Origin of the sequence: Streptomyces sp. NPDC004732, assembly GCF_040609235.1 — a bacterium.
GTDB lineage: Bacteria > Actinomycetota > Actinomycetes > Streptomycetales > Streptomycetaceae > Streptomyces.
In genome coordinates this window covers 809,022-821,654 of record NZ_JBEXJR010000001.1, presented here as the reverse complement: position 1 = coordinate 821,654, position 12,633 = coordinate 809,022, and the positions used below count along the sequence as shown (strand labels likewise).

Below are 12,633 nucleotides of genomic sequence, written 5' to 3'. Positions count from 1 at the left end.
GTCCTGCCCACGGTCGGCGGGGCGGCCACCTGCCAGAACGGTCCGTCTCGGGAGGCGACCCGCCGGATCCGCGTGGGTATGCTCGCCGCCATGCCGCCCACCCGAGCATCATCCACAAAACAGGGCGAACCCCCCATACGCGACAGGGGTGACGCCTGCCCCGGAGCCCTCCGCCTGCACCGCGCCGACGACGGCCACCTCGCCCGACTCCGGCTGCCCGCAGGACTTTTGACGACACGTCAGGCCGAGGCGCTGGTCACCGCGGCGGAGCGTCTGGCGGACGGCTGCCTCAGCATCACCTCGCGCGGCAACATCGAGCTGCGGGGCCTCGGCGAGACCTGCGGCGGCGAACTCTCCGCGCTGCTCTCACAAGCGGGCCTGCTCCCCTCCGAGCGGCACGAGCGCATCCGCAACGTCGTGGCGTCACCGCTCGCGGGCATCGACCGACTCGGCCATGGTGACGTGCAGTTGTGGGCCCGTGAGCTGGACGGACTCCTGTGTTCCGAGGAGTGGACCACGGAGCTCTCGGGCCGCTTCCTGTTCGCCCTGGACGACGGGCGAGGGGACGTCGTCGGACTCGGCGGCGATGTGACCTTGATCGCAGAATCGGGCGGGACGGCGGTCGTCCGCGTCGGCGGCCTGGCGTTCCGGATCGCCGGAGCCGACGCCCCCCGCGCCGCGCTCACCGCCGCGGGGGCCTTCCACGCCGCCGCGACCGCCGCGGGCAACGGCGCCTGGCGGGTGGGGGAGCTGCCCCGCGAGCACCGCGTGGACCTCGCAGGAGCACTGGAGCGCGCGGGCATCGACGCCGTGCGCACCGAGCCCTGGACCGTCTCCCGAAGCGCCCCGCAGGCACCCGGGGCGATCGGCGACGCAGTCGTCGTGAGCGCCCCCCTCGGCCGCGTCACCGCCGCCCAGTGGCGGGCCCTCCTGCCGCTGCCCGCCGACGAACTGCGCGTCACACCCTGGCGCGGCTTCGTCGTGCCCGGCTTCGCCGACGGGGCCGCGGCCCGCGAGCGTCTCGCCGTACTCGCCGACGCCGGGCACATCACCGACGCCGCATCGCCCTGGCTGGGCGTCGGCGCCTGCACCGGACGCCCCGGCTGCGCCAAGTCCCTCTCTGACGTACGCGCCGACGCCGTCCCCGGCCTCGGCGGCCTGCCCGTCCACTGGTCCGGCTGCGAACGCCGCTGCGGGCACCCGTGGGGCGACTGGGTCGACGTCCTCGCCACCGGCGACGGGCAGTACGAGGTGACGGTGCGCGTCCCCGGCGAGGACCGGACGCCTCTGACGGACGGCACTCTGACCGAGCAGGTCACCACGGCACGTACCACCACGAAACCAACGGCCACGAGATGAGCGAGAGCACAGTGTTCGACTACGAGAAGGACGGCGCGGCGATCTACCGCGAGTCCTTTGCCACCATCCGCGCGGAGGCGGACCTCCAAGGCCTGCCCGCCGACGTCAGCCAGGTCGCGGTCCGGATGATCCACGCCTGCGGGATGGTCGACCTCGTGCGCGACCTCTCCTACAGCCCGCGCGTGATCGCCGACGCCCGCAAGGCGCTGCGCGACGGCGCGCCGATCCTCTGCGACGCGAACATGGTCGCGAGCGGCGTCACGCGCAAGCGGCTGCCCGCCGACAACGAAGTGATCTGCACCCTCGCCGACCCGTCCGTGCCCGACCTCGCGGCCCGGCTCGGCACCACCCGCAGCGCCGCCGCCCTCGAACTCTGGCGCGACCGCCTCGAAGGCTCGGTCGTCGCCATCGGCAACGCACCCACCGCGCTCTTCCGCCTCCTGGAGATGATCGAGGAGGGCGCGCCGCGCCCGGCCGCCGTCCTCGGCATCCCGGTCGGCTTCGTCGGCGCCGCCGAGTCCAAGGACGCGCTCGCCGAGCACACCTCCGGTCTGGAGTACCTGGTCGTACGGGGACGTCGCGGCGGCAGTGCGATGGCCGCGGCGGCGATCAACGCGATTGCGAGCGAAGCGGAATGAGCGGCGTACCCACCGAACAGCGCCCGCAGGGGCGGCTCTACGGCGTCGGCCTCGGCCCCGGCGACCCGTCGCTGATGACCCTGCGCGCCGTGGAGATCATCGCCGCCGCCGACGTGGTCGCGTACCACTCCGCCCGGCACGGCCGCTCCATCGCCCGCTCGATCGCGGCCGCGCACATCCGCGCCGACCACATCGAGGAAGCGCTGGTCTACCCCGTCACCACGGAGAGCACCGACCACCCCGGCGGCTACCGCGGCGCCCTCGACGACTTCTACGAAGTGGCCGCGGCCCGGCTCGCCGCCCACCTCGACGCGGGCCGCACGGTCGCCGTCCTCGCCGAGGGCGACCCGCTCTTCTACGGCTCGTACCAGCACATGCACAAGCGCCTCGCTCACCGCTATGCGACCGAGGTGATCCCCGGCGTCACCTCGGTGAGCGCCGCGGCCGCCCGGCTCGGCGAGCCCCTGGTGGAGGCCGAGGAGGTCCTCACGGTCCTGCCCGGCACCCTCCCCGAGGAGGAGCTGGCCGCGCGCCTCGCGGCGACGGACTCGGCAGTCGTCATGAAGCTCGGCCGCACGTTCGGGAAGGTGCGGGGCGCCCTGGAGCGCGCAGGCCGCCTCGACGAGGCGCGCTATGTGGAGCGGGCCACCATGGAGGGCGAGCGCACCGGCCGCCTCGCCGAGGTCGACCCGGAGTCGGTGCCCTACTTCTCGGTGGCGGTGCTGCCGAGCCGGGTCGCGCCGCTGACCGGAGGGCCCGCGCCCGCCCCCGCGGAGGAGACCCCGGAGCGCGGCGAGGTCGTCGTGGTCGGCACGGGTCCCGCGGGTCCGCTGTGGCTGACGCCCGAGACGCGCGGCGCGCTCGCCGCCGCCGACGACCTGGTCGGATACACCACGTACGTCGACCGGGTGCCGCACCGCCCCGGCCAGCGACGGCACGGTTCCGACAACCGCGTGGAGTCCGAGCGCGCCGAGTTCGCCCTGGAGCTCGCGCGGCGCGGGCGGCGCGTCGCGGTCGTCTCCGGCGGCGACCCCGGCGTCTTCGCGATGGCCACGGCCGTCCTGGAGGTCGCCTCGCAGGACCTCTTCGCCGACGTCCCGGTCCGGGTGCTCCCCGGAGTGACCGCCGCGAACGCCGCGGCGGCCCGCGCGGGCGCGCCGCTCGGCCATGACTACGCGACCCTCTCCCTGTCGGACCGTCTCAAGCCGTGGGAGGTCATCGCGGAGCGGCTGGCCGCGGCGGCCTCCGCGGACCTCGTCCTCGCGCTCTACAACCCGGGCTCGCGCAGCCGCAACTGGCAGGTGGGCAAGGCGCGGGAGCTGCTCCTGGAGCAACGGACCCCTGATACCCCGGTCGTACTCGGCCGTGACGTCGGCGGCCCCGAGGAGAGCGTCCGGATCGTGCGCCTCGGTGACCTCGATCCGACGGAGGTCGACATGCGTACGTTGCTGATCGTCGGGTCGTCGCAGACGAGGGTTTCGCGGCGGCGCGGGGGCAGGGACCAGATCGTCTGGACGCCGCGGCGGTATCCCGAGGGGTGACCCTCGTGTGCGGACTCGTGGTGGCTGAGCGCGCAGTTCCCCGCGCCCCTTACGGGGCGCGAGCCCCGCTTTTAGGGGCGCGGGGAACTGCGCGACCAGCCACAAACGACCCGCACCTAGCCGCGCAGCGTACGCACCCAGGCAACCGCTTCCTCCGGCGTGGCGACGCCGGTGACCCCCTCCGGCCCGGCAGGCCGCCGGACCACCACGACAGGAATCCCCGCCTCGCGCGCAGCGACAAGCTTCGGCGACGTCGCCGCACCCCCACTGTCCTTCGTCACCACGACGTCGACACGGTGGGCGCGCAGGATCTCCCGCTCCCCGGCGAGCGTGAACGGGCCCCGGTCGAGGAGCACCTCCATGCGGGAGGGGAACGGCCGCTCGGGCGCGTCGACGGAACGTACGAGAAACCAGAGACCAGCCAGTTCAGGCCCGGAGAACGCGGCGAGCCCCATCCGCCCCGTGGTGAGGAACACGCGCTTCCCCAGCCCAGGAAGCACCCGTGCGGCCTCATCCAGGGAACCGACCTCGTGCCAGTCGTCACCCTCTTCCGCGACCCAGCCGGGCCGCCGCAGGGCGAGCAGGGGAACATGGGCGAGCGCGGCGGCCTTCACCGCGTTGAACGAGATCGTCCCGGCGAAAGGATGGGTGGCGTCGATGAGCGCGTCCACGTGGTGCTCGGCCAGCCACGCCGCCAGCCCCTCGGCCCCGCCGAAGCCGCCCACGCGCACCTCGCCGGGCGGCAGCCGGGGCGCCGCGACCCGGCCCGCCAGGGAACTGGTCACCCGCACCCCCGCCGCGTCGGCGAGGAGCTCCGCCAGACGGCGGCCCTCGGTCGTTCCCCCCAGAATCAGTACGTGCACGGAGTTCGAGTTCCTTCATGAGTGAGGCAGCCAAGGCCACGGGCGGGCGCAGCGCCCAACTCAAGCACACCGGTCTGCGGTCCGGCTGGACGACCGGTGCCTGTGCGACCGCCGCCACGACGGCCGCGTACACGGCGCTGCTCACCGGCGACTTCCCCGACCCGGTGACCATCACGCTGCCCAAGGGCCAGACGCCCGCCTTCGCGCTCGCCGCCGAGGAACTGGGCGCTTCGCACGCCATGGCGGGCATCGTGAAGGACGCGGGCGACGACCCGGACGTCACCCACGGCGCGCTGGTGCGGTCCACGGTGCGGCGGCTGCACGCCGGTGCGGGCGTCGTCTTCAAGGCGGGCCCCGGCGTGGGCACCGTCACCCGCCCCGGGCTGCCCCTGGACGTCGGCGAGCCCGCGGTCAACCCCGTGCCGCGGCAGCTGATGCGGGACCACGTGGCGCAGGTCGCCGCCCGCGCGGGGACCACGCCGGACGTCGAGATCACCCTCTCCGTCGACCACGGCGAGGAGATCGCCCGCTCCACCTGGAACCCGCGCCTGGGCATCCTCGGCGGCCTGTCCATCCTCGGGACGACCGGCATCGTCGTGCCCTACTCCTGCTCGGCGTGGATCGACTCGATCCGGCGCGGCGTGGACGTGGCGCGGGCGGCCGGGCGTACGCATGTGGCCGGGTGCACCGGGTCGACGTCGGAGAAGACGGTCGTCGCCGAGTACGGGCTGCCGGAGGACGCGCTGCTCGACATGGGGGACTTCGCGGGCGCGGTCCTCAAGTACGTGCGCCGCCATCCCGTCGACCGCCTCACCATCTGCGGCGGCTTCGCCAAACTGTCGAAGCTGGCGGCGGGCCACCTGGACCTGCACTCGGCCCGCTCCCAGGTCGACAAGGGCTTCCTGGCCCGCCTGGCCCGGCGCGGCGGCGCCTCCGAGGAGCTGGCGGCGCGGATCGCCGACGCCAACACGGGCCTCGCCGCACTGCAGTTGTGCGCGGCGGCCGGGGTGCCGCTCGGCGACCTGGTGGCGGAGACGGCCCGCGACGAGGCGCTCGGGGTGCTGCGGGGAGCCCCGGTCATGGTGGACGTCATCTGCATCGACAGGGCGGGGACGGTCGTGGGGCGCAGCGCCCTCAAGTGACGGGGGCGGTGTCGCTGCCCGTCGCCGAGGCCCGGCGCCGCATTCCCGAGGCCGTGAACGCCGCCGCCGTCACCGTGGCGGCGACCACGAGCGTGGCGACCGCCGGCGCGCCCCCGACCGGCGCGTTGGTCTGCGGCGCGGCGAACCCGCCGGGCGCCGCGTACACCACGAGCCGGTCGCCGGGCTCCGTACCCGCCGGGCACGCGTCGCCCACCGGGAAGAAGTCCGACTCCCGCAGGGTCCTTTCGAGCTCCGCGCCGTCGGGCCCGCGCAGCGAACACTCCCACCACGTGCCGGTGACGTTGCCGGCCGGCCCGTTCCTCTCGTGCCGTACGGCTTTGGTGACCACGGTCTCCACCGGCTCACCCCATACGTCGAGCACGGCCTGGTCGAGGAAGGCCAGCAGCCCCAAGGCGAGCAGGCACTGTGCGAGCGCGGCCGCGCCGAACTGCCAGGCGCCGAGGAAGATGAAGCACACGGGGACCAGCGCGAACCCCGCGGCCAGGAGCGGCAGCCCCGCGACGACGGCCACCATGGGGTGCGGCCACCACGTGGGCACGAGCACCACGGTGACCACCGCGAGGCCGCACATCAGAACCGAGGCGGCGATCCCTGTCAGCGCGCCGACCGTCCGTAACCGCGCTCTGCCGCCCGCCGAAGCTTCCACCGACATCCGCACCGGCACCTCCACCGCTCTGGGCGGCGGGCACCGTCAGCACACGTGACGGTCCCGCTCCGCCGAGTACAAGTGACTGTCACGGAACTGCGAGGCCCCCAGCGTCCGCCCCACCATGATGACGGCGGTCCGCACGATGCCCGCCTCCTTAACCTGCCCCGCGATGGAATCCAGCGTGCCCCGCAGGATCACCTCGTCGGGACGGCTGGCGAGGGCGACCACGGCGGCGGGGCAGTCGGCGCCGTAGTTCGGCAGGAGCTCCGCCACCACGCGGTCGACGTATCCGGCGGCCAGGTGCAGGACGAGGAGCGCGCCGCTGCGGCCGAGCGTGGCCAGGTCCTCGCCCTCGGGCATGGCCGTCGCACGCTGGGCGATGCGCGTGAGGATGACGGTCTGGCCGACGGTCGGCACGGTCAGCTCCCGCTTCAGCGCGGCCGCCGCCGCGGCGAACGCGGGGACGCCGGGCACCACTTCGTAGGGCACCCCGGCCGCGTCGAGCCGCCGCATCTGCTCGGCGACCGCGCTGAACACGGACGGGTCGCCCGAGTGCAGCCGCGCCACGTCGAGCCCCTGCTCGTGCGCGCGCACCAACTCGGCGGTGATCTCGTCCAGGTTGAGCTGCGCGGTGTCCACGAGCTGCGCCCCGTCCGGGCATTCGGCGAGCAGTTCGCGCGGCACCAGGCTGCCCGCGTACAGGCAGACCTGGCAGGCGGCGATCCGGCGCGCGCCGCGGACCGTGATCAGGTCGGCGGCGCCGGGTCCCGCGCCGATGAAGTACACGGTCATGTGTGGTCAACTCCTGCTGTTCTGTGCCTTGGTTGCCTTGGTTGCCTTGGTTGCCTTGGTGACGGACCATTGGGTGACCGGCATCGCCTGCCGCCAGCCGGTGAAGCCGCCCACGGGGACGGCCTGCGCGACCGCGAGCCGCACCAGCTCGCCGCCGTGGCGCCGGTACCACTCGGTGAGCAGCGCCTCGGACTCCAGCGTGACGGTGTTGGCGACGAGGCGGCCGCCGGGCGGCAGCGCCTCCCACCCGGCGTCGAGGAGGCCGGGCGCGGTCAGGCCGCCGCCGATGAACACGGCGTCCGGCGTGGGGAGTCCGGCGAGCGCGTCCGGTGCGGCGCCGGTGACGACGCGCAGGCCCGGCACGCCGAGCCGTTCGGCGTTGCGGGTGATCCGCTCCGCGCGCACGGGGTTCTTCTCGATGGTGACGGCACGGCACGACGGGTGCGCGCGCAGCCACTCCACGGCGATCGAGCCGGAGCCGCCGCCCACGTCCCAGAGCAGTTCGCCGGGGGCGGGCGCGAGCGCGGCGAGCGTGGCGGCGCGGACGTACCGCTTGGTGAGCTGTCCGTCGCTCTCGTACGCGGCGTCGGGCAGGCCAGGCACGACGCCGAGCCGCAGCGCGTCGGGGGAGCGGCGGCACTCGACCGCGACGACGTTCAGCGCGTCGCCTGGCGCGTGCGACCAGGTGTCGGCGACGCCGTCGTACGACCGCTCGTCCGCGCCGCCGAGCTGTTCGAGGACGCGCAGCCTGCTGGGTCCGAAGCCCTGCTCGCGCAGCAGGGCGGCGAGCTCGGCGGGCGTGGCCGCGTTCGCGCTGAGCACGAGGACGCGGCGGCCGTCGTGCAGCGCGGCGGCGAGCCGCGCGGCCGGGCGGCCGACGACCGTGACGACCTCGGTGTCCTCGACGGGCCAGCCGAGGCGCGCGCAGGCGAGGGAGACGGCGGAGGGGTGCGGGAGCACGTGCAGCGCGGCGGCGCCGAGCTCCTCGGTGAGGGCGCGTCCGATGCCGTAGAACATGGGGTCGCCGCTGGCGAGGACGGCGAGGCGGCGCCCCGCGTGGGCGGCGAGCAGGCCGGGTACCGCGGGCCGGAGCGGGGAGGGCCAGGGCACGCGCTCGCCGGGGCACTGCCCGGCGGGCAGCAGCTCCAGCTGGCGGGGTCCGCCGATGACGACGTCGGCTTCGGCGAGTGCGGCGCGCGAGGCGGCCGGGAGTCCCTCCCAGCCGTCGGCCCCGATCCCGACGACGGCGACGGCCGGTATGCCTGTGGGCGGTGCGGGGGTCACTGCTGGTACCTGACCTCGGGGTTTGGGAAGGGACTGCGCAGCCGCACTCTACTGGGGACCCGGCGCCGTCCTCCTACCGCGAGCTGCTCGGGGCGGTCCGCCATGACCATTTCGCTAGTTAGCTTAGGCTAAGCTAACTAACCCATGGATCTTGCTGTCGGGCTCAGCCCCACCCTCCAGGCCCTGGCCTCCCGCGTCTCCGATGCCACCGAGGACGAGCTCTCTGTTCTCCTCGAAGCGTTCTGGAAGGATGTCGAGTCGCGCGGCGGCACCCCCTTGGCCGAGCCGGTCGACGGCGACCCCCTGCACCGCGCCGTCACCTTCCTGTGGCGTGGGCACCGGGCCACCCGCCAGGTCCTGGTGCTCGCCAACCGCCTCGTCGACCGCGAACGCCTCACCGACGCCCTGCTGACCCCGCTCACCGGCACGGACGTCTGGCACCGCACGCTCAGGCTCCGCGCCGACCACCGCGGCACGTACCGCATCGCCGCCGACCTCACGCCCGGCGACCTCCCCGCCACCCCTGAGGCCCGGCAGCTCCGGCTCCGCGCCCTGTCGGCCCATGCGGCCCACGACCCCCTCAACCCCCACCGGATCGGTGACCGCTGGGGGCAGCCCGACGGCTCCGTCTTCGCCCTGCCCGACGCGCCCGCCCAGCCGTGGACCGAGCGGCGCGACGGCATCCCGCGCGGCCGCGTCGAACGGCACCGCCTGCCCGCGGGCGTGCTCGGCGCCGGGCGCGACGTCTGGGTCCACCTGCCGCCGGGCGGCCCGCGGCCCGACAGCCCCGTGGTCGTCCTGAGCGACGGCGACATGTGGTTCGGGCGGCTCGCGCTCCAGGACACCCTGGACGCACTCGTCGCCGACCGGGCCGTACCGCCGCCCGTCGTCCTCGCACCCGACGCCGTCGACCGGCTCACCCGCTGGCAGGACCTCACCGCCCGCGACGACTATGTCCGGTTCCTCGCCGACGAGGTACTGCCCTGGGCGGCCGCGCGCTGGCCCCTGACGGCCGACCCGGCCCGCACCGTCGTCGCGGGCCAGAGCCTCGGCGGACTCACCGCCCTGTACGCGGGGCTGCGCAGGCCCGAGCGGTTCGGCGCCGTTCTCGCCCAGTCCCCGTCGCTGTGGTGGCGGCCCGGACTGCCGCACGGCGTGCCGAAAACGGTGCCCGCCGAGGAAGTGCCCTGGCTCGCCGGACTCTTCGCCGCCGGGGCGCCGGGCCCGCCCCTCCGCGTCCACCTCGACGTCGGCCTGCACGAGGGTTCGATGGTCGACCACAGCCGTCTCATGGCCGAGACGCTGACCGCCCACGGTCACGCCGCCTCCCTCACGGAGTACAACGGCGGCCATGACTACGCCTGTTGGCGCGGTGGCCTCGCCGAAGGGCTGGTGCGCCTCCTCGGCCGGTGAGGAGGGTGGCGAACTTCACGATGACCGGTATAGGGGGTGCCGTCCGTGTCGCTGTTGGGCTGAACGGGTGACTTGGCGTAAGAATTGGCCGGTGCAGAGAACAAGTACGAGCCAGGACGGGGTGGGCAAGTGAGCAGCAGTCAGCGCCACGACGTCACCGATGAACAGTGGGAAGGGCTCGCCCAGGTCGTACCGCTGCGCAGCCGCAACGAATGGCCTTCCTGGCCGGGGCACCGCGCGCTGCCCGACGCGGAGACCGAGACGCGCCGCCGCTTCGTGGTGATGCGGGTCAACGTCTTCTCGGACGCCCGTGAGGTCGCCGAGACCGTGATGGCCCAGATCCCGGTCCTGCTGGACCTGACCGGCGCCGAGACCGAAGTCGCCAAGCGCGTCCTGGACTTCAGCAGCGGCGTGGTCCTCGGGCTCAACTGCGGCATGCACCGGGTCGACAAGAACGTCTTCCTCCTCGCGCCGCCCGGCACGGAGGTCCAGGGCCTGGTGGAGGCGGTCGCGCAGTCCTGAGGGGCGCGCGGGGCCCGCACGGCCGTGGCGTGGCGCTTTCGAGCCCTAGCCTCTCGGTGATCCACATGGAGGCTCTTAGACCGGAATCCCCCGATCGTAGGAAGGTCGGTTGGGCGTAACGGTTCGCCGGGAGTGCTGCCGCCTACCTTCCGGTCATGACGGTGCATTCCCGGATGTCGGCCGCGGAGCCATCGGCGGTCCAGGACCGGCCGCAGGTCACCGAACTGCGCCTGTCCGCCTTCGCCGGACACCGCGCCACGGTGCTCCCGCTCGGCCCGATGACCTTGCTCACAGGGCCGAGCGGCAGCGGAAAGTCCAGTGCACTGGGGGCGTACGAGGCGCTGGCGCGGCTCTGCGCCGGGGCGGAACTGCCCGACGTCTTCGCGGACCCTGTGGCGTGCGTGCCCGAGCGCGCCCGCGCCGACGGCCAGCGGCGGCGCGGATTCCGCATCGGCTGCACGGTCGACGGGCCCGCGGGAGCCGTCCGGCTCGACCTCGCCGTGCAGGCCGAGCCCGAACTGCGGGTCGTCGGTGAGCGGCTGACCCGGGGTGGGCTCGTGCTCCTGGAGACGGCGCTGCGGGACCCGGGCCGACGCGTGGTGCAGGCCGCCTGGCACACCGCGGGCGCGGCCCCCGTCACCCGTGCCCCGATGCCGGACGACCGGCTCGGCACGGCGCTCGTGCCGCTGCGCGTCGCGGGCAAGACCGACGGGCAGCGCCTGGTGCTCGCGGCGGCGGAACAGGTCGTGGTCGCCCTGCGCTCGGCGTACGCGTGCGACCCGCGGCCCAGCCGCATGCGCGCCCCCGTCCCCGCGGGCCTCATCGGCTCGGGCCGTCTCCTGGGCGGCTGCGACAACCTCGCCGAAGTCCTGTGGCGCACCCGCGCCGAGTGCGGGGCACGCCACGCGATGCTGGTCTCGGCGGTGCGTTCCGGGTGCGCGGGGCCTGTCGCGGACGTCTTTGCCGAGGAGGTGGAGGACGGCGCGGTGCACGCCTTCATCGACCGGGGCGGCGGTGTGCGCACACCGCTCGCGCGGCTCGGCGACGGCGAGTTGCGGTACCTGGCGCTTGCGCTGGTCCTGCTGACCGGTCCCGGCGTGCTCGCCGTCGACCCGGTGGCGGAGGTGCCGCTGGCGTACCAGACCCTCACGGTGCTCGCCGACGGGCTCGACCGGCGGCTGGACGCACGGCAGGCGCGCACCCTCGGCGAACTGGCGGCGCGCACCTGCGGGCGCGGGCACATCCGGCTGGTCGGGGCGGTGGGGGACGCGTCCTGGGCGGCGGACGCGGGGGCCTCGGTGGTAGACCTTGAACCGTGACGGAACGACTTGATGTGGCGGTACTGCAGCGCAGGCTGGCCGAGTTCGCGGCGGCGCGCGACTGGGGGCAGTACCACACCCCTAAGAATCTGGCCGCGGCGCTCAGCGTGGAGGCCTCCGAACTGGTCGAGATCTTCCAGTGGTTGACCCCCGAGCAGTCGGCCCGGGTGATGGACGACCCGGACACGGCGCCGCGGGTGGCGGACGAGGTCGCCGACGTCCTCGCATATCTGCTGCAGTTCTGCGAAGTCCTGGGGATCGACGCGCTGGCCGCGCTCGCGGCGAAGATCGAGCGGAACGAGCGGCGCTTCCCGGTGCCGGGGGTCGCTGAATCTCCCTGAATCCCCCTGAGCTTCCCAGGGCCTCCCCGAACCTCCCCGCGCCTCCCCGCGCCTCCCGAAGGCACCTTGGAATCTCTCATTCCGGTACTTTCGTCACTCTCCGGAGTGGATGGCTTGTCCAAACTCCACTGTGTGTCCACAGATTTCCGACCTCCCCTGGCTTTTCGCCCGGATGGGCCTCACTCTGGGTAGTGGACAGGGGAGTTCGGGCAATCGTGCGGCGAGTGCGCGCGGGATGGAGGGGCCGGGTCATGAACGCTATGCGGCTCATCGAGGCGAACCGCCGCGCTCTGGCGAGCAGTCAGGACCCCGCGGACATCGTCGTGGAGGTCTGGCAGTCGCAGGCTCTCGCGCAGGCGATCGGCAGTCACCTCGCGGTCGCGGGGCCTCCTGAGTTACGGGGTGAGGCACTGGGCCTGAGCGAAGTCGGCGGCAGAGCCTGCGGGGTGCTCGACGCCCCACGCCTCGGGACGGAGGACATACGCGCGGCGAGGCTCACGGGGACGGGCGACGCGCACGAGGTCCTGCTCGGGCTCGGCAGGCTCCTCGGCGAGGTCGGCATCGCGCTCGTCGGCGTCGCCATGGGCGCCGAGGACGAGGGGGTGTACTGGCAGTGCATGGAGGCGATCGACGCGGCCGACGAGTCCAGGGACCGTGTGGTGGAGATGCTGCGCAGACTCGCGGTGCGGGAGCAGGGACAGCCCGAGCCCGACTCGGCGGCGGGACCGGCATGAGAAGGCTCCGGGCCG

13 protein-coding genes are annotated in these 12,633 nt (G+C 74.1%); 9 read left to right on the top strand and 4 right to left on the bottom strand.

The features are described 5' to 3' along the window. The first annotated feature begins 78 nt into the window (after positions 1-78). Genes ABZV77_RS03385 through ABZV77_RS03375 form a run of 3 tightly spaced genes read left to right on the top strand, consistent with a single transcriptional unit; the run spans position 79 to position 3,538 of the window. Positions 79-1,359 (top strand): cobalamin biosynthesis protein CobG, encoded by a 1,281-nt coding sequence (locus tag ABZV77_RS03385; protein ID WP_356250174.1) that lies wholly within the window; start codon positions 79-81, stop codon positions 1,357-1,359. Next, complete coding sequence (locus tag ABZV77_RS03380; protein WP_356249743.1) at positions 1,356-1,997, top strand: precorrin-8X methylmutase; 642 nt, start codon at positions 1,356-1,358, stop codon at positions 1,995-1,997. Before ABZV77_RS03385 ends, ABZV77_RS03380 begins: the two co-directional genes overlap by 4 nt. Next, positions 1,994-3,538 (top strand): precorrin-2 C(20)-methyltransferase, encoded by a 1,545-nt coding sequence (locus tag ABZV77_RS03375; RefSeq protein ID WP_356249741.1) that lies wholly within the window; start codon positions 1,994-1,996, stop codon positions 3,536-3,538. Before ABZV77_RS03380 ends, ABZV77_RS03375 begins: the two co-directional genes overlap by 4 nt. A 116-nt stretch (positions 3,539-3,654) precedes the next feature. Here ABZV77_RS03375 and ABZV77_RS03370 read toward each other — a convergent pair whose 3' ends face one another. Continuing rightward, the gene (locus ABZV77_RS03370) at positions 3,655-4,401 is read right to left on the bottom strand and encodes a cobalt-precorrin-6A reductase (RefSeq protein ID WP_356249739.1); all 747 of its coding nucleotides are present in this window, start codon (positions 4,399-4,401) and stop codon (positions 3,655-3,657) included. 17 nt (positions 4,402-4,418) lie between these two features. On the opposite strand from ABZV77_RS03370, the gene ABZV77_RS03365 reads away from it, so the two are divergent. After that, positions 4,419-5,543, top strand: coding sequence for a cobalt-precorrin-5B (C(1))-methyltransferase (locus tag ABZV77_RS03365; RefSeq protein WP_356249737.1), 1,125 nt, complete (start codon positions 4,419-4,421; stop codon positions 5,541-5,543). On the opposite strand, the gene ABZV77_RS03360 is transcribed toward ABZV77_RS03365, so the two are convergent. Genes ABZV77_RS03360 through cbiE form a run of 3 tightly spaced genes read right to left on the bottom strand, consistent with a single transcriptional unit; the run spans position 5,536 to position 8,289 of the window. Continuing rightward, complete coding sequence (locus tag ABZV77_RS03360) at positions 5,536-6,216, bottom strand: hypothetical protein (RefSeq protein WP_356249735.1); 681 nt, start codon at positions 6,214-6,216, stop codon at positions 5,536-5,538. The genes ABZV77_RS03365 and ABZV77_RS03360 overlap by 8 nt on opposite strands. Positions 6,217-6,255: 39 nt before the next feature. Next, positions 6,256-7,005: a precorrin-4 C(11)-methyltransferase gene (gene cobM / locus ABZV77_RS03355; RefSeq protein ID WP_356249733.1), complete on the bottom strand. Its 750-nt coding sequence runs from the start codon at positions 7,003-7,005 to the stop codon at positions 6,256-6,258. 6 nt (positions 7,006-7,011) lie between these two features. Then, positions 7,012-8,289 carry a precorrin-6y C5,15-methyltransferase (decarboxylating) subunit CbiE gene (gene cbiE / locus ABZV77_RS03350; protein ID WP_356249731.1) on the bottom strand — a complete coding sequence of 426 codons (1,278 nt, stop codon included), beginning with the start codon at positions 8,287-8,289 and terminating at the stop codon, positions 7,012-7,014. A gap of 144 nt (positions 8,290-8,433) precedes the next feature. Between cbiE and fes the strand changes: the two genes are divergently transcribed. From fes to ABZV77_RS03325, 5 genes are all read left to right on the top strand, one after another. Next, positions 8,434-9,702 (top strand): enterochelin esterase, encoded by a 1,269-nt coding sequence (fes, locus tag ABZV77_RS03345; RefSeq protein ID WP_356249729.1) that lies wholly within the window; start codon positions 8,434-8,436, stop codon positions 9,700-9,702. A 129-nt stretch (positions 9,703-9,831) separates the two neighbouring features. Beyond that, positions 9,832-10,224 (top strand): cell division protein SepF, encoded by a 393-nt coding sequence (locus tag ABZV77_RS03340; protein WP_055565886.1) that lies wholly within the window; start codon positions 9,832-9,834, stop codon positions 10,222-10,224. A 155-nt stretch (positions 10,225-10,379) separates the two neighbouring features. After that, positions 10,380-11,543: an ATP-binding protein gene (locus ABZV77_RS03335; protein ID WP_356249727.1), complete on the top strand. Its 1,164-nt coding sequence runs from the start codon at positions 10,380-10,382 to the stop codon at positions 11,541-11,543. Further along, on the top strand, positions 11,540-11,884 hold the full coding sequence (locus ABZV77_RS03330) for a nucleotide pyrophosphohydrolase (RefSeq protein WP_356249725.1): 345 nt from the start codon (positions 11,540-11,542) through the stop codon (positions 11,882-11,884). The genes ABZV77_RS03335 and ABZV77_RS03330 overlap by 4 nt, the downstream gene beginning before the upstream one ends. 251 nt (positions 11,885-12,135) lie before the next feature. After that, a complete protein-coding gene (locus ABZV77_RS03325; RefSeq protein ID WP_356249723.1) occupies positions 12,136-12,618 on the top strand; it encodes a DUF6099 family protein in 483 nt (160 codons plus the stop codon). The last annotated feature ends 15 nt before the right edge of the window (positions 12,619-12,633 follow it).

What these genes read in the sequence shown, in the direction of transcription:
- cobM (WP_356249733.1), bottom strand. Translation starts at nt 7,005, where the DNA reads ATGACCGTGTACTTCATCGGCGCGGGACCCGGCGCCGCCGACCTGATC.
- ABZV77_RS03375 (WP_356249741.1), top strand. Translation starts at nt 1,994, where the DNA reads ATGAGCGGCGTACCCACCGAACAGCGCCCGCAGGGGCGGCTCTACGGC.
- ABZV77_RS03365 (WP_356249737.1), top strand. Translation starts at nt 4,419, where the DNA reads ATGAGTGAGGCAGCCAAGGCCACGGGCGGGCGCAGCGCCCAACTCAAG.
- ABZV77_RS03335 (WP_356249727.1), top strand. Translation starts at nt 10,380, where the DNA reads ATGACGGTGCATTCCCGGATGTCGGCCGCGGAGCCATCGGCGGTCCAG.
- ABZV77_RS03325 (WP_356249723.1), top strand. Translation starts at nt 12,136, where the DNA reads ATGAACGCTATGCGGCTCATCGAGGCGAACCGCCGCGCTCTGGCGAGC.
- ABZV77_RS03380 (WP_356249743.1), top strand. Translation starts at nt 1,356, where the DNA reads ATGAGCGAGAGCACAGTGTTCGACTACGAGAAGGACGGCGCGGCGATC.
- fes (WP_356249729.1), top strand. Translation starts at nt 8,434, where the DNA reads ATGGATCTTGCTGTCGGGCTCAGCCCCACCCTCCAGGCCCTGGCCTCC.
- ABZV77_RS03385 (WP_356250174.1), top strand. Translation starts at nt 79, where the DNA reads ATGCTCGCCGCCATGCCGCCCACCCGAGCATCATCCACAAAACAGGGC.
- ABZV77_RS03360 (WP_356249735.1), bottom strand. Translation starts at nt 6,216, where the DNA reads ATGTCGGTGGAAGCTTCGGCGGGCGGCAGAGCGCGGTTACGGACGGTC.